This is a genomic window from Lysobacter tyrosinilyticus, assembly GCF_054779815.1.
Genome location: NZ_BAAGXN010000001.1, coordinates 670,518 through 691,213, shown reverse-complemented (window position 1 = coordinate 691,213; position 20,696 = coordinate 670,518). Strand labels below are relative to the sequence as shown.

The window sequence follows — 20,696 nt, the reverse complement described above, 5'->3', positions numbered from 1 at the left end:
CCGAACGCTAGCATAGCGTCCGGCCCGGGGCTCGCCCCCGAGGTCATGACGATTGGTTCGCAGGGCGACACTCGTGCGAATCGAAAGGCGCTACCCGTTCACCTTATGCAGCGCGGGCAACAGCGCGGCTCGTCACGCCACGGCTTCGCCGCCGCGCCTGCGCCCCGGCGCGGCGCCGGCGCACGCCGACCACCGACTCCGCGCGACCGTCACGCCGCGGCAACCGGAACCCGCTTAGCGCCCACCACGCCGTCGCAGGCATCGCCAGCAACCACAGCGGCAGCCAGCCGAAGGTCGGGCTGAAGCCGCGCGCCGCCGGCACCAGCAGGACCAGCGCCGCACCGATCGCCAGGGCGTAACGCGGCAGCTCTTCCAGAAGGACAACGAGGTCGTCGCGGGTCGATTCGGCGTGACGCATGGCGCGGGCTCCAGAGGATGTGGAGCCAGCGTGGCAAGGCGCCATCTCAGGGGCTGCGACGGCGCCTCCCTACGCCTACAACCGCGATACGGTTCAAACGCGCCGCCGCGCGCGGGGGAAACAGCGTGCGGGCTGTCCTTGAAATCAGCGCTCGTAGTTGGTCAACGCCAGCGACAGCAGCGAACGCGCCTGTTCGCGCAGCGAGGCCGGCTCGACGATTTCCGCATCGCTGCCGTAATGCATGACGTCCATCAGCAGTTCGCGCCCCGCGCTGTAGGGCACCTTCAGCTCGTAACGGCCGTCAGACAGATAGCGACCCTGCTGTTGTGAATGCCAGTGCTCGTCGGCCACCCAGCGCGCGGCCTTGGCGCTGAACAGGATCTTCGCCCAGCCCTTCGGCGTGCCGGAAAAGATGCCGTAGCTGGAGGCAAGGTGGTGATCGAGCTCATCGTCGGGCACATCGCGCGCCGCGTCCTCGAGCAGTTTCGCGGTAACGATGCGATCGACCGAGAAGCTGCGTAGTGCATCGCGACCATGATCCCAGGCATCCAGGTACCAGTTGTCGCGGTAATGGGTCAGCCGTTGCGGCGACACCATGCGGCGCGTCTTCTCGTCGGTGGAGCGCGCGCGGTATTCGAAGCCGAGCTGCTTGCGGTCCAGCACCGCCGTAGCGACGGCGCGGAACGCGGTTTCGTCGAGCTTGCGGGTGCGATGCGGGACGACGCGCACGCGCTCGACCGGCAGACGGCGGCCGCCGGCGTGTTCGTCGAGCAGCTTCTCGATGCGTTGCTGCAGCGGCGCCAGCGCATTGGAAAGCACGCCACCACCGCTGCGCATCAGCAACTGCTGCGCGGCCAGCAATGCGTGAAGTTCTTCCGAGCTCAACCACAAGCCGGGCAACTCGAAACGCTGCGCTTCCTTGTGGTCGTACTGGAAGCCGGCTTCGCCATTACCGACCACCGGCGCCATCAGGTAATCGCGCAGATAGGCGAGGTCGCGATAGACCGTCGCGCGCGAGCATTCCAGGTCTTCCTGCAGGCGCTGCACGGTCACCGGATAGCGCGCGGCGCTGAGGATGCGATGCAAGGCGTGGATGCGTTCGATGCGTTCCATGGGAGCGATTGGCGACTCAGGGGGGAGGTGCCGCGGGACGAACCGACGCATGACGCGTCGCGGCGGCGCCAGTATGGCGAAAAACCGGCTGTAGGATCAGTGCTGGCCGGCCCGGACCCGCTTTTGGCGTTTGCCTCGGCAGTTGACATGACTTCCGGAATCCACCGCATGACCGCGCTACGTCCCATCGTTCCACTTCTGCTGGCTACGGCCGTCCTCGCCTGCCTGGGCGCCTGCACGCGCAATGATGCGGCCGACCGCATCCCTTCCGCCGCCGAGGCGACCTCGCCGGTGGGCAGCGCGTCCTCAGCGATCGCCAATGTCGCTGATGCGGTCAACCCGCTCAGTGCCAAGGACGAGATCGGCAAGGTGATGGACGCCTTCCTCGCGGTAAAGAGCTATCACGTCGACATGACCACGACGTCGGCCAGGGGCGACATGGCGATGGACATGGATTTCGTCGCGCCCGACCGCTACCGCATGAAGACGCCGATGGGCACGCAGTATGTGATCGGCGACACCATGTACATGTCCATGAAGGGACGCACCATGAAGATGGCGCTGCCCGCGGGCCAGGTCGCGAACTATCGCGATCCCGCCAAGTTCGAGGCCAACAAGGCGACGATGACCGTCGAAGCGCTCGGCCACGACACCATCGATGGCCAGAGTGCGCGCAAGTTCCTGATCCGCAACACGCAACCGCGCCCGAGCGAGTCGACCATCTGGGTCAATGGCGACGGCTACCCGCTGCGGATCGAAGTCGTCGGCGAGCAGGCGGCGCGGATCAGCATCCGCTATTCGCGCTTCAACGACCCCGAAATCCGCATCGATCCGCCGCAGTAAGGCGGGTCTTGCCCCGCCGCGGTTCGACAAGCACTGCAGTTCCGAACCGAGTCCGCGCGAGACAAAGAGCGGGCGGGTTAGTACCCGCCCCCATATCAAGTACCGGGCAGGCTCTACAATCGTGCCATGCGCACGCCTGCCGCTCCTGTCGAGCCCGCAATCGACTTGTCCCCGTCACCGGGCGATGAGTTCAAGACCACCACCTGCTACATGTGCGCCTGCCGCTGCGGCATCAAGGTGTGGCTGGCCGACGGCAAGGTGCGCTACATCCAGGGCAACCCCGAGCATCCGGTCAACAAGGGCGTGCTCTGCGCCAAGGGCTCGGCCGGGATCATGCAGCACTACTCGCCGGCACGACTGGACAAGCCGCTGCTGCGCGTGGGCGAACGCGGCAAGGCCGAGTTCCGCGAGATCGAATGGGACGAGGCGCTGGAGATCGCGACTTCCTGGCTCGCGCCGATCCGCGAACGCAATCCCGACGAACTCGCTTTCTTTACCGGTCGCGACCAGTCGCAGGCGCTGACCGGCTGGTGGGCACAGCAGTTCGGCACGGTGAACTACGCCGCGCACGGCGGCTTCTGCTCGGTGAACATGGCCGCGGGCGGGCTGTACACGCTGGGCGGTTCGTTCTGGGAATTCGGCGAACCCGACTGGGAACACGCGAAGTACCTGATGATGTGGGGCGTGGCCGAAGACCACGACTCCAATCCGATCAAGCTCGGCTTGGGCAAGCTCAAGGGCCACGGCGCCAAGATCGTCGCGGTGAATCCGGTGCGCACCGGCTACGGCGCGATCGCCGATGAATGGATCGGCATCCGCCCGGGCACCGACGGCCTGTTCGCCTTTGCGCTGATCCACGAGCTGCTCAAAGCCGACCGCATCGATCTCGACTACCTGGTGCGCTACACCAACGCGCACTGGCTGGTGGTACAGAACCCGCACGGCGAAGATGACGGATTGTTCGCGCGCGATGCCGACGGACAGCCTTTGTGCTGGAACCGCGCTGTCTCCTCCCCTTTGCGCGAAGCGCAAGGGGGAGGCCGGGAGGGGGTTGCTTTTGATCCTGATCTGGCGAGTGAAGACGACAGCAACGGCAAGAGCACCCCTCCCCAACCCTCCCCTTCGCTACGCGAAAGGGAGGGAGCAACAGCGCGCGCCGATGCGATCGACATCTCTCCGGCTGTCGTTGGCGAATACGTTTTGCCCGACGGCCGCCGCGCGGTGCCGGTGTTCCATCTGGTGGTCGAACGCTATCTCGATCCGCAGTATTCGCCCGACGCGGTGAGCGAACGCTGCGGCGTGCCGGCCGATACCATCCGCCGAATCGCGCGCGAACTGGCGGAAGCGGCGTTCGACAACGAGATCCGACTGCCGGTGAAGTGGACCGACGCGCACGGTCGCGAGCACGAGGAAATGATCGGCCGCCCGGTGGCCATGCACGCGATGCGCGGCATCAGCGCGCACAGCAACGGCTTCCACACCTGCCGCGCGCTGCATCTGTTACAGCTGCTGCTCGGCGCGGTGGATACGCCGGGCTCGTTCCGCTACCAGCCGCCGTTCCCCAAGCCGATCGCGCCACCAAACCGTCCCGGCAAGGCGCGCCAGCCCAATGGCGTGCTCGACGCCGCGCCGCTCGGTTTCGTACATGCGCCGGAAGATCTTGTCGTCGACGCCAACGGCAATCCGCGCCGCATCGATCATGCGTACTCGTGGGCGTACCCGCTGTCCGCACACGGGATGATGCACGGCGTGATCCGCAACGCCTGGGCAGCCGATCCGTACAAGATCGACACGCTGATGATGTTCATGGCGAACATGAGCTGGAACTCGTCGATGAACACGCGCGAGACCATCGCGATGCTCACCGACAAGGACGCCGGTGGTGAGTACAAGATCCCGCGGATCATCTATGCCGACGCGTACGCGTCCGAGATGGTCGCCTACGCCGACCTGGTGTTGCCGGACACGACCTACCTCGAACGCTTCGATGCGATCTCGCTGCTGGACCGGCCGATCTCCGATGCGGATGCGGCGATCGATGCGATCCGTCATCCGGTGTTGGAGGCCGCCAAGCAGCGCGAAGGCCGCGACGTGCGCGGCTTCCAGAGCGTACTGATCGACCTGGGCGCGCGCCTGGGCCTGCCCGGCCTGTGCAATGAAGACGGCTCGGCCAAATATCGCGACTACGCCGACTACATCCAGCGCCACGAGCGTGCGCCCGGCGTCGGCCTACTCGCCGGCTGGCGTGGCGAAGACGGCTCGCTCGAAGCCAAGGGCGCGCCGAATCCGGAGCAGCTGCAGCGCTACATCGCTAACGGCGGCTTCTGGCGCAGCGAGATTCCCGAGGACGCGCGCTATTACAAGATGGCCAATCGCGGCTATCTGGAATGGGCGCAGCGCATGGGCTTCCTAGCGGGCACCGCGCCGATCACGCTGCAGCTGTACTCGGAGACGCTGCAGAAATTCCGGCTTGCGGCGCTCGGTTTCGGTGCACAGCAACCACCGGCGCAGCATCGCGAGCGCGTGGCGACGTATTTCGATCCGCTTCCCATCTGGTATGAGCCGTTTGAGCACGAGCAGACAAAGCCCCTCTCCCCCCGGGAGAGGGGCTGGGGTGAGGGTACGGCGGAGCGGCAATCGCCGGCGCTCGCGAACGAATTGCAGGATGCGCAGCGCAAGCATGGGAACATCAACGCGAGTGGCAACAACATCCACTCCTCCGAACCCTCATCCGGCGCTGCGCGCCACCTTCTCCCGGAGGGAGAAGGAGAAGGCGAATTCCCGCTCAGCGCGATCACCCAGCGGCCGATGTTCATGTACCACGCCTGGGGCTCGCAGAACGCATGGCTGCGCCAGATCGCCGCGCGTAACTACCTGTACCTGCACCCGAGCACCGGTACTAAGTACGGCTTACAGGACGAAGACTGGATCACCGTGACGTCGCATCACGGCACGATCACCGTGCAGGCGAAGTTCGCCGGCAACGTGCAGCCCGATACGGTGTGGACCTGGAACGCGATCGGCAAGCGCAAGGGCGCGTGGCGCCTGAGCAAGGATGCGCCGGAAGGCGAGAAGGGCTTCCTGCTCAATCACCTGATCAGCGACATCACCCCGCGCGGCGATTACTTCAATGCCGACCCGGTCACCGGCCAGGCCGCATGGTTCGATCTGCGCGTGCGCATCGCCAAGGCCGACTCGGCTGGGCAGAGCGCGCCGCAGTTCGCGCCGCTGGAGCTGGGCGAAGCCGACAACCGGCCGCTGCGCTACGGCGCAAACTTTCGCGCGGCACGCGAACACAAGGAACGGTCATGAACACCCGCAAGCTCGCCGGCTATTTCTGCGTCGTTCTCGGCTTCGCGCTGATCCTGCTGTTGGGGTACGGCGTCATCGATCCGATCGGCGGGTTGCCTGCGCAGGCGGCTTCGATGCGCGACATCCTGATTGGCCTGGCGCCCAGCGTGCTGCTGGCACTGGGCGCGTTCGTGATCGGCCTGTGGCTGCTCAAGGGTCCGCGCAAGAATGGAGCGGGGAAAAAGTGACCGCGCTGCCGCCGCCCTCGACCAAGAAGCTCGGCCTGGTGATCGACCTCGACACCTGCGTGGGCTGTCATGCCTGCGCGGTCGGTTGCAAGCAGTGGAATTCGGGGGGCTTCGCCGCTCCGTTGACCGACGAACAGCCTTACGGCAAAGATCCCAGCGGCGTCTGGTTCAACCGCGTGCACAGCTATGAGCTTGCCGCGACCGACTTCAACACTCCAGCCCACGATCCGGGCGAACACAACGCGCTCAATCTCGCGCAGAGCACCTCAGCGACGGCGTGCAGTTCGAATGCACCGCTGGCGCAGCAGCTGGCTGCGCAACCGGCGATGACCCTGCACTTCCCGCGCTCGTGCCTGCATTGCGAGACGCCGGCCTGCGTGACCGTGTGCCCCACCGGCGCCAGCTACAAGCGCGCGGAAGATGGCATCGTCCTGGTCGACGAAGACAAATGCATCGGCTGCAAGCTGTGTTCGTGGGCCTGTCCGTACGGCGCACGCGAGTACTCGCACGTCGAAGGCGTGATGAAGAAGTGCACGCTGTGCATCGACCGCATCTATAACGAGAACCTGCCGGAAGCAGAACGCGAGCCTGCCTGCGTGCAGGTGTGTCCCACCCGCGCACGCCACTTCGGCGACCTGGGTGATCCCGAATCGAAGGTGTCGAAGCTGGTGGCCGAACGCGGCGGCGTCGCATTGATGCCCGAGCTGGGCTATCAGCCGGTCAACCGCTATCTTCCGCCGCGACCGCGTCGCGCGGGTGACGCCGCGAGCACCACCACTGAAGCCGCGACGGAAGCGCTCGACACCGCGGCCTTGCCGCCGGTATTGCGCTGGCTCGATCGCGTGCTGTCACGCTGAACCATTACAGGAGCGATGCCATGATCACGCGGGAACAACTGGTCGAGATGTTCGAGGCGATGGAACGCGATGCACCGTGGGATACATCGGGGCCGCTGTTGTGGGGCTATTTCTTCACCGACGCTTCCGAGGCAAAGCTGCGCCAAGTCGCGCCGCTGCTCGAGGCGCAGGGCTACCGCCTCGTCGAGATCTTCCCGACCGAGCCCGATGACGGCGAGGCGATCGAATGGTGGCTGCACGTCGAGAAGGCCGAGCGGCACACCGCCGACACGCTCGACGCGCGCAACCAGGCGCTGTACGCATTTGCCAATGAGCACCGGTTGGGTTCGTACGACGGCATGGACGTCGGACCGATCGACGCCGCGCACTAAGCCCTCCTTCTTTTCGCATCGACAACGCTGCATGCATCCCGCCTTCTCCGTCATCTTCTTCACCACCCTGTCCGGCGCCGGCTACGGTTTGCTGACGTGGACCGCGCTGGCATCGGTGCTGGGCTGGGGACGACCGTTGTCGCTGCTGGTCGCGCTGGCATTGGGGCTGGTGCTGGTCACGATCGGTCTAATCAGCTCGCTCGGTCACCTGGGCAAGCCCGGGCGCGCCTGGCGCGCGTTTTCGCAGTGGCGCACGTCGTGGCTGTCGCGCGAGGGCGTGATGGCGTTGCTCACCTATCTGCCCGCGCTGGGCCTCGCGATGGTCCTGCTCGGCAAGAGCATCGCGGCGCACCCCGTGACTGCGCAGGGCAACGTGCTGGGCACCGTCAGTGCCCTGCTGCTGCTCGCGGCCGCGCCTGTCACCGTGTATTGCACCGCGATGATCTACGCCTCGCTGCCCCCGATTCCGGCCTGGCGGCACCGCGCCGTCGTGCCGGTGTATCTGCTGTTCGCGCTGCTTACCGGCGGCCTGTTGTGTGCCGCGATCGTTGGCCTGCAAGGCAACGTGGACAACGGTGTCGCGATGGTGGGCGTGTTCGTCGCGATCGTGTTGGCCGTGGTGAAGCAACGCTACTGGCATGACATCGACACCACGCCATTGCCCATGGCACGCGGGGATGCCGTGGGTCTGCCCGGACGCGAGGTCGGCGTGTTCGAGCGTCCACACACCGAGACGAATTACCTCACGCGCGAAATGGGGTTCGTCGTGGCACGCAAGCATTCGCGCAAGCTGCGTTGGATCGCGGTGATCCTGTTCGCGGTGCTGCCGGTGCTGCTGATGCTGCCGGTGTGGTTGTTCGTGCATCTGGACGCGGCGCCCTGGTTGGCAGTGGCGGCGGGCTGTGCGCTCCTGGGAGCCGTAGTCGAGCGCTGGCTGTTCTTTGCCGAAGCACGGCATCTGGTGACGTTGTACTACTGAGCGAAGCCGCAAGATCCCGGCCCAGGTGCTTTCGTTTGACCGGGTGGTTATTCGATTTGGTTAGCAGCAGCGCCGGGGTTTTGGGCCACAGGGCCGGAATCCCGCGCCAAGGTCGGCAATAATCGGCGCGTGTGACCAACGTTTGAATCGCGATGCTCGCCGCAGGCTTCCTCGCCATCGTCAGCCCGTTCCTCACCGCGCCATTGCCGGTGCAGCAGGCCGTGCCCGTGGAAGCGATCCAGATCGATCCGATCTGGTACCGGCGTCCGGATTGCCTGCAGGTGCGCTGCGGCGACGAGGAGTGGCAGCGTCAGCTTGAACCCCTGCCTCTGGCGTCGCGACAGAAGCCGCGGCTTCCGGGCGTGCGTGTCGCTCGTTCACTCAGCGCGCCGGCACGCGCGCGCGATTCGCGCGCCGCCTACTCGAACGACTGGCGCATCGGCACCCGTTATGGACTGCAGCTCGTGCGCGAACGCGATACCCAGGTCGGGGTCGAGTTCGGCGCCGGCTATCGTTTCGCGCCGCTCTACGACGATGGTGTGTCGGTGCCCGGCCCGGTCTTCCGCGGCGGCGTCAACCTGGGCCAGCGCCTAGGCGAATGGGCGCAATGGAAGCAACGCGTGCTGTTCGAAACCGGCAACGGCGAACGCTTCGTCAAGCAGATGCTGGGGCTGGATGTCGAACTCCCCAGCGAGTGGGAACTCGAGACCGATTACGTGATCCGCTACGACTCGCGCGGTTCCAGCGGAACCGACACCGCCGAGGCGTGGCTCGGTCTCCGTCGACAGTTCTGAGCAGTTTGCCCGCTCAGCCGTGAGCGGCGTCCAGCAGCTCGCCGGCGCCCTGCGCACGCAGCAGCTGCGCGACTTCCAGGCCCAGGCCTTCCGGCGCGTCGCCGCGACCACGCGCCTGGGCATGCACGGTGCGGCCGTCATGGGCAGAACCCACCAGGCCGTCGAGCACCAGGTGCTCGCCTTCCAGCCGCGCCAGGGCCGCGACCGGTACGTGGCAGCTGCCATGCAGGGCCAGGTTCATGGCGCGCTCGGCCTCGACGCAGGTGCGCGTGGTGGCATGGTCGAGCGCCGCGCACAGCGCGCGCGTCGCGGCATCGTCGTCGCGGCATTCGATTGCGATCGCGCCCTGGGCCGGCGCCGGCAGCCAGTCCGGCGCGTCCAGGCGCGAACGGATGCGCGCATCGAAACCCAGGCGTTGCAAGCCGGCGCAAGCGAGCACGATCGCGTCGTAGTCGCCGGCATCGAGCTTCGCCAGGCGCGTGTTGACGTTGCCGCGCAGGTCACGCAACTGGAGGTCGGGACGCAGCGCGCGCAATTGTGCCTGGCGGCGCAGCGAGGAGGTGCCGACCACGGCGCCCTCGGGTAGCGCTGCGATGTCGTCGAAGTGGTTGCTGACGAAGGCATCGGCGTGATCGGCGCGCTGCAGGATCGCGGGCAAGGCGAAGCCCGGTTCCAGCTCCATCGGCACGTCCTTGAGCGAGTGCACCGCGCAATCGGCTTCGCCGCGCAGCATCGCCAGCTCGAGCTCCTTCAGGAACAAGCCCTTGCCGCCGATCGCCGCCAGCGAGCGGTCCAGCACCTCGTCACCGCGGGTGCTCATCGGTACCAGCACGACTTCCAGCCCGGGATGGGCGGCACGCAGGGCGGCGGCGACGTGTTCGCTCTGCCAGAGGGCGAGCGGGCTCTTGCGGGTGGCGATGCGGAGCAATTTCATCCGCACATTATGGCCGGTCGGGGCGGTGGGTCGGCTGCCGGCGCTGGCCGGCCCCTATTAGAGGGGTTTCGGGCGCCCAAAACGACGATCGGGGGGCCTGGGCCCCCGATCGTCTGCTACCGCATGCCCTCGATCAGTATTTCTTCTCGAGGTTGAACATCACCGCGTCGTCGTCACTGTGGTCGTTGGTGAACAACGTGCGGTATTCCAGGCGCAGTCCGAAGTCGCGCGGCAGGTCGATCAGCGCCCCCAGCCCCAACATGACGCGGTTGCGCTTGAAGCCCTCGAGATCCGCGCGGTAAACCGGTCCCGTCAGCAGGTCCGCGTAATGCATCGTCACGGTGCTGTCCGCCTTGAAGTCGTGCTGGTACTCCAGGCGCAGCTGCGGCGCGAACGCACCCCAGGTCGTGGCGTGGTGGTACGCGAGGCGCATGCCGACGTTGCCGGTCGTGGCATCCACATCCTGGCTGCCGTAGGCCAGGGCGTAGATCGGATCGCCCTGTTCGGTATAGCCGTCCAGCGTGGCGCGAGAGATATCGACGCGTACGTACGGCGAGAACAGCCAGGCATCGCTTCGGGCCACAGCACCGGTCGAAACCGACGCGAACCACTGCGAGCCATCGCGCGAACCCTGCACGGTGGAGCCATTGGCACTCACGAAGCGACGCAGGTCGTACGACAGGCGCTGATAACCGAACAGGCTGTCGAGGAAGAACGTCTCGCCCGGGTGATAGCTGCCGTAAAGCGCGAGCGTGTAGGCATCACCTTCTACGCGGCTGCCGTTGTCGCCGATGTCGCTGTCGTCGCGGCCATAACCGATGCCACCACCGATCGCGAACTCCGGACTGACGCGGTAATCGAGACCCGCACTGACGCCATCGCTTTCGAAGTCGAAGCCTTCACCGCCACCGCGACCATCCTGGTTGCCGGAGCGGATGACACCGCCCAGCCAGGCACCGAAGGCGGAGCCGTTCGACTCGGAAGCGGCCGCGTTCGGTTCGGCGCCGGTGTAACCGCCACCGCCGTCGTTGGAGGCGACCAGGTTGCAGGCGTCGCCCGGCTTGCGGCCCATCGCATCCATGCACTTCGAGCTAGTCGTGAACGTCAGCCCGTTGCTGAAGCGCGCACCGCCGCGATCGTCATGCAGGTTCTGCAGGTGCTGCTGGAAGTTATCGACCTGCGCACTGGCAAAGCGCCGGCTCGAGTCAACTTCGGCATTGAGCTGGCCACGCGTATCCGGATCGTGGGTCGGATCCGGACGCTGCGCCGCCTGGATGGTGTAGCTGCGCGTACCGGTGAAGCCCACCGCATCGGTGGCCCGGACGGTGAAGGTGAAGCTGCCGGTGGCCGTCGTCGAGCCGCTGATCGTGCCCGAACTGCTCAAGGTCACACCGGCCGGCAGTGCGCCGCTGGTGATCGCGAAGGCGTAAGGCTGGGTGCCGCCCACCGCGTTGAGCACGTGCTGGTACGGCACGCCGTAAATCGCATGCGGCAGCGTCGGCGGATTGATGGTGATCGCCGGCGCGGAGATCGACAGCGTATAAGCCTGCGTCACGGTCGCCGCCGTGCCCGCGGTGCTGTCGGTCGCACGCACGCTGAAGCTGAAGTTGCCGGCGACGCTCGGCGTACCACTGAGGCTGCCGTTGCTGGCCAGGGTCAGCCCGGCCGGCAATGCCCCGGCGACGATCGCGTAGCTGTACGGCGCGGTGCCGCCACTGGCGACGAAGGTTTGCGTGTACGCGCTGCCACCCGTTCCTGCCGGCAGGGCGCCGGCCGCCGGCGTCATCGTCAGGGTCGGCGACACGATGGTGACGGTGTAAGCCGCATCGACGGTGGCCGAAGAGCCGGTGTCGGTGGAACGCACGGTGAAGGTGTACGCACCCGTCACCACCGGCGTGCCGCTGAACATACCGCCGCTGCTGAACGACATGCCGACCGGCAAGCTGCCGGACACCAGGCTGTAGCTGTACGGCCCGGTGCCGCCGCTGGTGGTGAGCGTCTGGCTGTAGGCGACGCCGGCCACGCCGTTCGGCAGAGTCGACGGCGCAATCGTCAGCGTCGGCAGGATCACGATCAGCGAATACGCGTGGTCACCGTTGAAGCCATTGGTATCGGTGGCCCGTACGGTGAAGTTGAACGTGCCGCTGGTAACCGACGTACCCGAGAGCACACCCGCGCTGCTAAACGACATGCCCACCGGCAGCGAGCCCGACACGAGGCTGAAGCTGTAAGGCGCGACACCACCGCTGGCGGTGAACGTCTGGGTGTACGCGACACCCGTCGTGGCATTCGGCAGCGAGGCCGGCGCCACCGTGATCGTCGGAGCGGTCACCGTCAGCGAATACGCACGGCTTCCGGTGAAGCCATTCGCATCCGTCGCCTGAACGGTGAAGTTGAACGTGCCCGTCGAGAGCGGCGTTCCGGAGAGCGCGCCCGCGCTGCTAAAGCTCATGCCGACCGGCAGCGAGCCGGACACCAGGCTGAAGCTGTACGGCGATGCGCCGCCGCTGGCCACGAAGGTCTGGCTGTACGCGACACCCGCGGTCGCGCTTGGCAGCGTCGACGGCGACACCGTGATCGTCGGTGCGTCGACCGTCAGCGAATACGCGTGATCACCGGTGAAGCCGTTCGAGTCCGTGGCACGAACGGTGAAATTGAATGTGCCAGCCACAACCGGTGTTCCGGAGAGCAGGCCTGCGCTGCTGAAGCTCATTCCGACCGGCAACGAGCCCGATACCAGGCTGAAGCTGTAGGGTGCGGCGCCACCACTGCCAACGAACGTCTGGGTGTACGCGAAACCGGCAGTCGCATTCGACAGCGTGGCCGGGGAGACCGTGACGGTCGGCGCGACAATCACCAGCGAGTAGGGCTGATCGCCGGTAAAGCCATTCGCATCGGTCGCACGCGCGGTGAAGTTGAACGTGCCGGCAACCGTCGGCGTTCCCGAGAGCGCGCCCGCGCTGCTCAGGCTCACGCCGGCCGGCAACGCGCCGGCCTGCAGGCTGAAGGTGTACGCCGACGTGCCACCGCTCGCGCTGAGCGTCTGGCTGTACGCCGTGCCGGCAACACCGGCCGGCACCGTCGATGGCGACACCGCGATCGTGGGAACACTGACCGTGATGCTGACCGTGGCCGGCGCCGAGGTGCCGCTCTGGTTGGTCGCCGTGTAGGTGAAGCTGTCCGGGCCGGCGTAACCCGCGGTCGGTTGATAGGTGATGCTGGTGCCGCTCGCGATCGCCGTGCCGTGCGCCGGCGCGGTACCCACCGCCACCGACGTGGGCGTGCCACCGGTGATGTTCAGCGTGATCGGATTGGCGCCGCTGTTATGCGCCACCGTCGCCGACACCGCATTCGCGATCGGCAACGGCGGGCCGGTGACGGTGATCGTCACGGTCGCCGGCGCCGAAGTGCCACCGGAATTGGTCGCGGTGTAGGTAAAGCTGTCCGTGCCGACGAAGTCCGTATTCGGCTGATACGTGATGCTGGTGCCGCTCGCGATCGCCGTGCCGTTGCTGGCCGCCGAAGCCACCGCGACGGATGTGGGCGTACCGCCGGTGATGTTCAGCGTGATCGGATTGGCGCCGCTGTTGAACACCACCGTCGCCGATACCGCATTCGCGATGGGCGCCGGCGGAGGCGCGATGGTGAGCGAATACGCGCGACTGCCGGTGTACGGCCCGGTGCCGGTGCTGCTATCCGTCGCGGTCACGGTGAAGTTGAACGTGCCGTTGTTCGTCGGCGTACCCGAGAGCGCACCCGCACTGCTCAGGGTCAGGCCCGCCGGCAACGCACCCGCGGTGATCGCGAAGGTGTACGGCGAGGTGCCCCCGCTGGCGCTGACAGTCTGGCTGTAGGCCGAGGCTTCGGTGCCACTGGGCAACGTCGCCGGCGAAATGCTGATCGTCGGCGCGTTCACGGTGAGCGCGTAGGCACGGCTACCGGCAAACGGCCCGGTGCCGGTACTGCTGTCCGTCGCAGTGACCGTGAAGTTGAACGTGCCGCCAGACGTGGGCGTACCCGACAGAACACCGGCGCTGCTCAGGCTCAGGCCCGCCGGCAACGCACCCGCAGTCACGGCGTACGTGTACGGCGCGGTGCCGCCACTGGCCGTAATGCTCTGGCTGTAGGCGGAGGCAACGGTTGCGGCCGGTAGCGTCGTCGGCGCGAGGCTGATGGTCGGCGCGTTGACGGTGAGCGAGTAGGCGCGGCTTCCCGTATAGGGCCCGGTACCGGTGCTGCTGTCCGTTGCCGTCACGGTGAAGTTGAAGGTGCCGCCGGAGGTCGGCGTGCCCGACAGGGTGCCGTTGCTGGCCAGTGTCATGCCGGCCGGCAATGCACCCGCGGTGATCGCGAAGCTGTACGGCGCGGTGCCACCACTGGCGGTGATGGCCTGGCTGTACGCCGCGCCGACCGTAGCGCTGGGCAAGCTCGTCGGCGAGACGCTGATCGTCGGAGCGGCAACCGTCAGCGAATACGCACGCGTCCCGGTGGCGCTGGTGCTGTCGGTCGCGGTGACAGTGAAGTTGAAGGTGCCGCCGGCGGTGGGCGTACCGCTCAGCACGCCGCCCGACGCCAGGGTCAATCCGGCTGGCAGCGCGCCCGCCGTGACGGCGAAGGTGTAGGGCGCGGTGCCGCCACTTCCGGTGAGGGTCTGGCTGTATGCGGTGCCGACCGTCGCGCCCGGCAGCGATGCCGGACTGATCGTGATCACATCGTCGTTGAGGATGGTGCCGGTGGCGCTGGCCGGCGCACCCACAGTGTAGCCGGTGCCGGCCGCCACGGTGAGGATCACCGTCTCGTTGGCCTCGGTCGCCGCGTCGGCAACCGGATCGATCGTGATCGTGGCAGTCGTCGCACTCGCCGGAATGCTGACCGTCGCGACCGCGCCGGTGTAATCCACGCCCGACGTCGCCGTGCCCGTGGTGGTGATGTTGACGACCGTGGCAAAGGACAGGTTGAGGCTGCGTGTGACCGTGTAGACGAGATTGCTCGCGCCGTCCTCGTTCACGCTGGCGGGAGCTACGGCAATCGAAACGCTCGGCGCCGGGCTCACCGTCAGCGTGTAGCTCTCAAGTTCGAAATAGCTGCCGGGACCAGTGCTGGAATCGGTAACACGCAGCGTGACCGGATAATTGCCTGCCGCAGCGGCGGTAGTGCCGCTGACGACACCCGCACTGGAGATGCTGATGCCGGCCGGGAAGCTGCCGGTCTCGAGCAGATAGCTATGCGGCGCGACGCCGCCGCTGGTCGACAGCGTCTGCGAGAACGCGATGCCCTGAAAGGCGGTGCCGGTGTTCGTGGTCAGGCTCAGGCTCGGGTTCTGCACCGTGCCGGTGTAGCCCTTATCCACGAAGTCGCTGATCGAATCCTGCGAGCGCACGTTGAAGCTGTAACCGCCGCGCTGGGTCGGCGTGCCTGATAGCACGCCACCGGAGCTGAGCGAGAGACCCACCGGCAAGGTCCCGGAGGTCACGGTGTAGGTATAGGGCGCAGTACCACCGCTGGACGTCAGCGTCTGGCTGAAGGGCGTCCCCGCGGTCAGCGTCGGCAGGATGGCCGGCGACACCACGATCGCCGAAGCCGGCGGAGTGATTGTGATGGTGAAGGTGATCTGGCCTTCCGGACTCTGGCCGTCATTGATCACGAACGTGTCACTGGTGGCGCTGTCGCCGTTGTGGCTGTACGTCACCGTCTGCGGCGTAACAGTGCTGACGATGATCGAGCCATGGCTGGGCGGGGTAACGGTGGCGCCGAGTCCGAAGTCGTCCGGGTCGTCGCAGGTGCTGACGTCGATCACCACACTGCCGCCGTTGGCGACCGTTGCGGTTTTCGTCGGGCATGTAACCGAAGGCGCCGCGAATGCCAGCGAGGACCAGAGCAGGCCCAAGCACATCAGCAATACGTGCAACCCAAAGAACGACTTCGCGCCAAGTGCGCGACCCGCGTGCTGTACTTGCATTTTCCCCGCTCCCCACGTGGATCGGTCGCAACAGGCGAACCGATCGTGATCCCTGAGACTTGCTTGCCTTCCTTCTGCAACGTCTTGCGCGACGTCTCTCTGAGCGTTGAAGCCGCGAGCCCATGCAGCCGTCCTGGCAGGCAAACCGCCAACTCGCTCACATTTGAGCAGGAACACCCGCCCAACGGAAGTGCGCCCCCACCCCGGGGGCCGCCAAGCGTCTGAGGGCCGCTCCGCCCTGTACTTGTCCCAAACCGCGTTCGCGGTCACAGTACGCCGCGGCGCACGAGGCGCCGGTCAGCCAGAGGGGAAGGCTTCGATGAGCGAGTATTTCATCGGTCAGATCATGATGGTCGGCTTCGGTTTCGCACCGAAGTACTTTGCGCAATGCAACGGCCAGCTGCTGCCGATCAACCAGAATCAAGCGCTGTTTTCGCTGTTGGGCACGCAATACGGCGGCAACGGCGTCACTAACTTCGCACTGCCCGACATGCGCGGGCGCACACCGATCGGCTATGCCACGTCGGTGGACCCGGGCTGGCAACCGCCGTCGGTCCAGATTGGCCAGACCGGCGGGGTCGAGAACGTCACCCTGCTGCCATCCAACCTCCCGACGCACACCCATGGGGTCGCCGCGACAACGACGGCCGGCACCACCCGCAATCCGCGCAGCAACCTGTACGCCGCGCCGAATGTTTCGATCTACGGCCCGTCCAGCGGGGCACAAGTACCTCTGAATCAGCAGACGTTGTCGCCCACCGGCGGCACACAGCCGCATCCGAACATGCAGCCCTACAGCTGCATCAACTTCTGCATCGCGCTGCAGGGCATTTTCCCTTCGCGCAACTGATCACCGCGAACCGGCGCCGCCACGGCGCGCCTTCTTCCGCGAGATTCCAGAGGACATTTCATGAGCACTCCTTTTCTAGGCGAAATCCGCATGTTCGGCTTCGGCCGCACACCCTTGGGCTGGCAGACCTGCAACGGCGCCTTGCTGTCCATTGCCGAGAACGAAGCCCTGTTTGTTCTGCTCGGCACCACCTACGGCGGCGACGGCCAGAGCACCTTTGCCGTGCCCGATCTGCGCGGACGCCTGCCGATCCATCAGGGCCAGGGCCCGGGCCTGACCAACCGCATCATCGGCGAGCTATCCGGCACCGAGAGCGTGACTCTGGTGGTCGCCCAGATGCCGGCGCACACGCATACCGTGAATGCGACCAGCGCCGCGGCCACGGCGAGCGCGCCGGGTCCATCGGTCATGCCAGGCACGGTGAGCGGCGACACCATGTACGCCACGGACATCACCGGCCTCACCGGCATTCCGGCCGCTCCGCAGACCGTCACCAACAGCGTCGGTTCGCAACCGCACGAGAACTGCATGCCCACCCTGACCGTGCAGTACTGCATCGCGGTGGAAGGCATCTTCCCGTCGCAGAACTGATTCGTCCGTCCCGCATTCACGCGCGGCGCAGGACTGAAGCGCCGCACCTCCATGGAGGAACGTCATGACTGAACCCTTTATCGGCGAAATCCAGCTGTTCGGTTTCAACTTCAACCCCCGCGGCTGGGCGTTCTGCAACGGCGCGACGCTGCCGATCGCGCAGAACACCGCCCTGTTCTCGCTGCTGGGCACCCAGTACGGCGGCAATGGCCAGACCACGTTCCAGCTGCCGAACTTCGCGTCGCGTGCAGGCTGCGAGCAGGGCCAGGCTCCCGGACTCACCCCGCGCACGATCGGCGAAACCTTCGGCACGAGCTCGGTCACGCTCACCAACAACGAGATCCCGTCGCACAACCACACGCTGACCCTGTTCTCGCAGTCCGACGCGAGCAAGCGTGCGTCGTCGCCGAGTGCGGGCAACGCGTTGTCGTCGGTGACCGTGGGCACGACGCTGCCGTTCCTGCCGCCGGGCACCACGAACACCCAGTTCGCGCCGAACATGATCAGCCCGTTCAACGGCGGCGGCCTGCCGCACGAGAACGAGCAGCCGTACCTGGGCACCAACTTCTGCATCGCCCTGCAGGGCGTCTTCCCGTCGTTCGGCTGAAGCCACCGATGGCGCCGGAATTGCCTGCATTTCCGGCGTCAGTTCGCGATATCCGGACACCCGCGTCGCTGCTCGAGCGCGGGTATTCCTTGCGTCCTCTGCACAATGACGATCTGCCGTGGCTACGCGGGCTCTATGCCAGCACCCGTGCAGCCGAACTGGCCCCCGTGCCGTGGCCGGACCAGATCAAGCGCGACTTCCTCGACCAGCAATTCGCCCTGCAGCATCGGCACTACCTGGCGCATTACGCCGACGCCGAGTTCCTGGCGATCGAACGGCATGGGCGCGGACCGGTTGGTCGCTACTATCTGCAGCGCGCGACGCCCGAGCATCTGATCGTCGACATCGCCCTATTGCCGGATCTGCGGGGCAGCGGCGTGGGCAGCGCATTGATCCGTGGCAGCCAGGAGGAGGCCATCCGGCACGGATGCGGCATGTACCTGCACGTGGCGACCCACAACCTCGCGGCGCGCCGGCTCTACGAACGCCTGGGCTTCCGCGCCGAGGGCGAAGCCGACACCCACCAGCTCATGCGCTGGCAGTCGGCCTCAGTTGAAGACGGCCTGGTATAGGAAGCCCTGGCGTTCCTGCGCCACCGGCACCAGGAAGATGCCGACTTCACCGATGCGCTCGTGGCGCATCACATAGGTCTTTTGCGGGAACAGGAAGGGCGAGCCGTTGCGGAACAGCAGCGAGAACGGCACGCGCATCGCGCCGGCGATCTTCGCCTGCAGGGGCCTGGCCTCGACCAGCACGAACGGCACTTCGACGCCGTCGAGGTGCGCGGCGAAGGTGTCGTTGACGCAACCGGCGAAGTGATCGAGGGTCAGCAGTTCCATGGCGCTCCCGGAAGCGCCTGCTCAAAGTTGCGGCGCGAAGGGCCGCATAGTGACCGCTTCGACAATACGGCACAACCGTCGTGCGCGCGGCACACGCGCGTCGAACGTATGTCGAATCAGAGGTGCTTGAGCGTGTCGCGCAATCCCGCCACGCAGCGGCGGCTGACTTCCAGCGGCTGCTTGCCGTGGCGCAATACCGCCTGCACGTGACCGTCGGGACTGCGCTTGAGTTCGACGATCTCGTGCCGCGCGACCAGGCAGTTGCGGTGGATGCGGACGAAGCGTTCGCCGAATTCCTCTTCCAGCGACTTCAACGATTCCTCGATCAGGTCCTCGCCGCGCGCGTGGTGGACGATGACGTACTTCTCTTCGGCGTGCAGGTAATGCACGTCCTCGATCGGGATCAGGCGCAGGCTGCCGCGCAGACGCGCGCACAGGTGCGTGCGGCGCTGGCTGGGCGCGGGCGAAGTGGCAACTTGTTGCTCGCGACCGGCCGCGAACGTGCGCACGCGATCGATCGCGGCGGCCAGACGCTCGGGGCGCACCGGCTTGACCAGGTAATCGATGGCTTCGGCCTCGAACGCCGACAGTGCATGTGCGTCGTAGGCGGTGCAGAACACCACCGCGGGACGCGGTTCGAATGCGGCGAGATGGCGCGCGGCTTCCAGGCCGTCGATGCCGGGCATGGCGATGTCGAGCAGCAGCAGGTCCGGGTGATGCGTGGCGCAGGCGTGCAGCGCTTCGTGGCCGTCGGCGGCATCCGCGACGACCTCCACGCCCTTGATGTCGGCCAGCAGACCGCGCAGTCGCTCGCGGGCCAGCGGCTCGTCGTCGGCGATGACTACTTTCATGCGGTCCTCTTTTGTCCGGTGCCCTTGTTGCTTGTTTCCATGGCTCCCAGGCGACCGGTGATGACCGGCAGCTTGAGGTCGACCCGATAGTAGCCCTCGTCCCATGCCGCGGTCATCCTCGCGCGTGGACCGTAGGCATAACGCAGCCGTTGGGCAATGCTGAACTGCGCATGGCGGTTGCCAGCCCGTTGCGCCCCGTTGTTGCCCACGGGGGCGTTCCCGAGCGTCGGCAGGATGTCGCCCTCGCGCGGTGCCGGTGCGGGGTTGCGGATGCAGATCGCGAGTTCGTCACCCACCTGGGCCAGCTCGATCTCGATGTCGCCACCGCCAGGCAGGCGGGAAATGCCATGCAGTACCGCGTTTTCCAGCAAGGGTTGCAGGACCAGGCGCGGCATCGGCATGCGCCAGGGCAGCGGTTCGGCCTTGCGCCAGACGATGCGCAGGCGCTCGCCGAGGCGCAGCTGCTCGATAGCGAGATAGCGCTCGGACAGCTCGATCTCCTCGCGCAGGGTCGAATCCGACTCGCCCGCCCCAAGCGCGGCGCGGAACAGATCGGACAGGTCGAGCACCGCGCGCTCAGCCACCACCGGATCGCTGCGCACGAGGCCGGCGATGATATTCATGCTGTTGAACAGGAAATGCGGCTTGATCCGCGCCTGCAGCGCGTCGGCCTCGGCACGCGCGCTGGCGCGCACCTGCGCGGCCCAACCGTCGTTGACGTACAGATAGCGGAGCACGACCGCGACGATCAGCGTGGTCATCGCCGCCGAACCCCAGACGAAGCGCAGCATCGACACATTGCGCGGCACCAGCCCGTAGCCGAGGCTGCCGTCGATCACGAAAGCCATCGACGCCCCCAGCGCAGCGATCGCACCCCCGCCCAGCAAGGCCAGGGCGGTACCGATCGGCAGTGGCAGGCGCGACAACCGCTGTCGTGACACGCACAGCAGCACCGCCGCGGTGAGCGCGAGCCATAGCGAGAAGCCGCTGGCAGTGACGAAGCGTTCCAGGTCCCAGTGCGCGCCGCCGGGGGCGAGCGCCAGCACCACGACGACCAATTCGGCCATGCCCAGCATCACGGCGAGGCGCGGCAGCCGGCACATGTCAGGCAGCCAGGGTTCGCGTGAGTCCAAGCCGGTCATGGCGGGCGG

Annotated in this window: 18 protein-coding genes; 11 read left to right on the top strand and 7 right to left on the bottom strand. The window is 66.6% G+C overall.

Features of this window, described 5'->3' with window-relative positions:
• Nucleotides 1–103: 103 nt before the first annotated feature.
• Both ACYVGK_RS02845 and ACYVGK_RS02840 read right to left on the bottom strand, forming a co-directional pair.
• A complete protein-coding gene (locus ACYVGK_RS02845; protein WP_460731711.1) occupies nucleotides 104–418 on the bottom strand; it encodes a hypothetical protein in 315 nt (104 codons plus the stop codon).
• A gap of 144 nt (nucleotides 419–562) precedes the next feature.
• Complete coding sequence (locus ACYVGK_RS02840; RefSeq protein ID WP_460731710.1) at nucleotides 563–1,531, bottom strand: helix-turn-helix transcriptional regulator; 969 nt, start codon at nucleotides 1,529–1,531, stop codon at nucleotides 563–565.
• A 168-nt stretch (nucleotides 1,532–1,699) separates the two neighbouring features.
• Between ACYVGK_RS02840 and ACYVGK_RS02835 the strand changes: the two genes are divergently transcribed.
• The 7 genes from ACYVGK_RS02835 (at nucleotide 1,700) to ACYVGK_RS02805 (ending at nucleotide 8,914) form a co-directional block, all read left to right on the top strand.
• A complete protein-coding gene (locus ACYVGK_RS02835) occupies nucleotides 1,700–2,374 on the top strand; it encodes a LolA family protein (RefSeq protein ID WP_460731709.1) in 675 nt (224 codons plus the stop codon).
• Between the two features lie 126 nt (nucleotides 2,375–2,500).
• Nucleotides 2,501–5,686, top strand: a complete 3,186-nt coding sequence (locus ACYVGK_RS02830) for a molybdopterin oxidoreductase family protein (RefSeq protein ID WP_460731708.1) — start codon at nucleotides 2,501–2,503, stop codon at nucleotides 5,684–5,686.
• The gene (locus ACYVGK_RS02825; protein ID WP_460731707.1) at nucleotides 5,683–5,913 is read left to right on the top strand and encodes a hypothetical protein; all 231 of its coding nucleotides are present in this window, start codon (nucleotides 5,683–5,685) and stop codon (nucleotides 5,911–5,913) included. The genes ACYVGK_RS02830 and ACYVGK_RS02825 overlap by 4 nt, the downstream gene beginning before the upstream one ends.
• Nucleotides 5,910–6,770: a 4Fe-4S dicluster domain-containing protein gene (locus ACYVGK_RS02820; protein WP_460731706.1), complete on the top strand. Its 861-nt coding sequence runs from the start codon at nucleotides 5,910–5,912 to the stop codon at nucleotides 6,768–6,770. The genes ACYVGK_RS02825 and ACYVGK_RS02820 overlap by 4 nt, the downstream gene beginning before the upstream one ends.
• Before the next feature lie 20 nt (nucleotides 6,771–6,790).
• Nucleotides 6,791–7,141: a ribonuclease E inhibitor RraB gene (locus tag ACYVGK_RS02815; protein ID WP_460731705.1), complete on the top strand. Its 351-nt coding sequence runs from the start codon at nucleotides 6,791–6,793 to the stop codon at nucleotides 7,139–7,141.
• 31 nt (nucleotides 7,142–7,172) lie between these two features.
• Complete coding sequence (locus ACYVGK_RS02810; RefSeq protein ID WP_460731704.1) at nucleotides 7,173–8,120, top strand: dimethyl sulfoxide reductase anchor subunit family protein; 948 nt, start codon at nucleotides 7,173–7,175, stop codon at nucleotides 8,118–8,120.
• A 152-nt stretch (nucleotides 8,121–8,272) separates the two neighbouring features.
• Nucleotides 8,273–8,914 carry a DUF481 domain-containing protein gene (locus ACYVGK_RS02805; RefSeq protein WP_460731702.1) on the top strand — a complete coding sequence of 214 codons (642 nt, stop codon included), beginning with the start codon at nucleotides 8,273–8,275 and terminating at the stop codon, nucleotides 8,912–8,914.
• 13 nt (nucleotides 8,915–8,927) lie between these two features.
• Here the strand turns inward: ACYVGK_RS02805 and hemC are convergent, their stop codons facing one another.
• A complete protein-coding gene (hemC, locus tag ACYVGK_RS02800) occupies nucleotides 8,928–9,848 on the bottom strand; it encodes a hydroxymethylbilane synthase (RefSeq protein WP_460731701.1) in 921 nt (306 codons plus the stop codon).
• Nucleotides 9,849–9,981: 133 nt separating this feature from the next.
• On the bottom strand, nucleotides 9,982–15,807 hold the full coding sequence (locus ACYVGK_RS02795; protein ID WP_460731700.1) for a putative Ig domain-containing protein: 5,826 nt from the start codon (nucleotides 15,805–15,807) through the stop codon (nucleotides 9,982–9,984).
• A gap of 319 nt (nucleotides 15,808–16,126) precedes the next feature.
• On the opposite strand from ACYVGK_RS02795, the gene ACYVGK_RS02790 reads away from it, so the two are divergent.
• From ACYVGK_RS02790 to ACYVGK_RS02775, 4 genes are all read left to right on the top strand, one after another.
• On the top strand, nucleotides 16,127–16,657 hold the full coding sequence (locus ACYVGK_RS02790; RefSeq protein ID WP_460731698.1) for a phage tail protein: 531 nt from the start codon (nucleotides 16,127–16,129) through the stop codon (nucleotides 16,655–16,657).
• 60 nt (nucleotides 16,658–16,717) lie between these two features.
• Nucleotides 16,718–17,248, top strand: coding sequence for a phage tail protein (locus tag ACYVGK_RS02785; protein WP_460731697.1), 531 nt, complete (start codon nucleotides 16,718–16,720; stop codon nucleotides 17,246–17,248).
• Nucleotides 17,249–17,312: 64 nt separating this feature from the next.
• Complete coding sequence (locus ACYVGK_RS02780) at nucleotides 17,313–17,855, top strand: phage tail protein (RefSeq protein ID WP_460731696.1); 543 nt, start codon at nucleotides 17,313–17,315, stop codon at nucleotides 17,853–17,855.
• An 89-nt stretch (nucleotides 17,856–17,944) separates the two neighbouring features.
• The gene (locus ACYVGK_RS02775) at nucleotides 17,945–18,427 is read left to right on the top strand and encodes a GNAT family N-acetyltransferase (RefSeq protein ID WP_460731695.1); all 483 of its coding nucleotides are present in this window, start codon (nucleotides 17,945–17,947) and stop codon (nucleotides 18,425–18,427) included.
• Here ACYVGK_RS02775 and ACYVGK_RS02770 read toward each other — a convergent pair.
• From ACYVGK_RS02770 to ACYVGK_RS02760, 3 genes are all read right to left on the bottom strand, one after another.
• A complete protein-coding gene (locus ACYVGK_RS02770; protein WP_460731694.1) occupies nucleotides 18,404–18,694 on the bottom strand; it encodes a DUF6916 family protein in 291 nt (96 codons plus the stop codon). The genes ACYVGK_RS02775 and ACYVGK_RS02770 overlap by 24 nt on opposite strands.
• 116 nt (nucleotides 18,695–18,810) lie before the next feature.
• On the bottom strand, nucleotides 18,811–19,545 hold the full coding sequence (locus ACYVGK_RS02765; protein ID WP_460731693.1) for a LytR/AlgR family response regulator transcription factor: 735 nt from the start codon (nucleotides 19,543–19,545) through the stop codon (nucleotides 18,811–18,813).
• Nucleotides 19,542–20,687, bottom strand: coding sequence for a sensor histidine kinase (locus tag ACYVGK_RS02760; RefSeq protein WP_460731692.1), 1,146 nt, complete (start codon nucleotides 20,685–20,687; stop codon nucleotides 19,542–19,544). The genes ACYVGK_RS02765 and ACYVGK_RS02760 overlap by 4 nt, the downstream gene beginning before the upstream one ends.
• Nucleotides 20,688–20,696 lie beyond the last annotated feature (9 nt).

Coding starts and splice junctions, on each gene's coding strand:
- ACYVGK_RS02845 (WP_460731711.1), bottom strand. CDS start 418: ATGCGTCACGCCGAATCGACCCGCGACGACCTCGTTGTCCTTCTGGAA.
- ACYVGK_RS02840 (WP_460731710.1), bottom strand. CDS start 1,531: ATGGAACGCATCGAACGCATCCACGCCTTGCATCGCATCCTCAGCGCC.
- ACYVGK_RS02835 (WP_460731709.1), top strand. CDS start 1,700: ATGACCGCGCTACGTCCCATCGTTCCACTTCTGCTGGCTACGGCCGTC.
- ACYVGK_RS02830 (WP_460731708.1), top strand. CDS start 2,501: ATGCGCACGCCTGCCGCTCCTGTCGAGCCCGCAATCGACTTGTCCCCG.
- ACYVGK_RS02825 (WP_460731707.1), top strand. CDS start 5,683: ATGAACACCCGCAAGCTCGCCGGCTATTTCTGCGTCGTTCTCGGCTTC.
- ACYVGK_RS02815 (WP_460731705.1), top strand. CDS start 6,791: ATGATCACGCGGGAACAACTGGTCGAGATGTTCGAGGCGATGGAACGC.
- ACYVGK_RS02810 (WP_460731704.1), top strand. CDS start 7,173: ATGCATCCCGCCTTCTCCGTCATCTTCTTCACCACCCTGTCCGGCGCC.
- ACYVGK_RS02805 (WP_460731702.1), top strand. CDS start 8,273: ATGCTCGCCGCAGGCTTCCTCGCCATCGTCAGCCCGTTCCTCACCGCG.
- hemC (WP_460731701.1), bottom strand. CDS start 9,848: ATGAAATTGCTCCGCATCGCCACCCGCAAGAGCCCGCTCGCCCTCTGG.
- ACYVGK_RS02795 (WP_460731700.1), bottom strand. CDS start 15,807: ATGCAAGTACAGCACGCGGGTCGCGCACTTGGCGCGAAGTCGTTCTTT.
- ACYVGK_RS02790 (WP_460731698.1), top strand. CDS start 16,127: ATGAGCGAGTATTTCATCGGTCAGATCATGATGGTCGGCTTCGGTTTC.
- ACYVGK_RS02785 (WP_460731697.1), top strand. CDS start 16,718: ATGAGCACTCCTTTTCTAGGCGAAATCCGCATGTTCGGCTTCGGCCGC.
- ACYVGK_RS02780 (WP_460731696.1), top strand. CDS start 17,313: ATGACTGAACCCTTTATCGGCGAAATCCAGCTGTTCGGTTTCAACTTC.
- ACYVGK_RS02770 (WP_460731694.1), bottom strand. CDS start 18,694: ATGGAACTGCTGACCCTCGATCACTTCGCCGGTTGCGTCAACGACACC.
- ACYVGK_RS02765 (WP_460731693.1), bottom strand. CDS start 19,545: ATGAAAGTAGTCATCGCCGACGACGAGCCGCTGGCCCGCGAGCGACTG.
- ACYVGK_RS02760 (WP_460731692.1), bottom strand. CDS start 20,687: ATGACCGGCTTGGACTCACGCGAACCCTGGCTGCCTGACATGTGCCGG.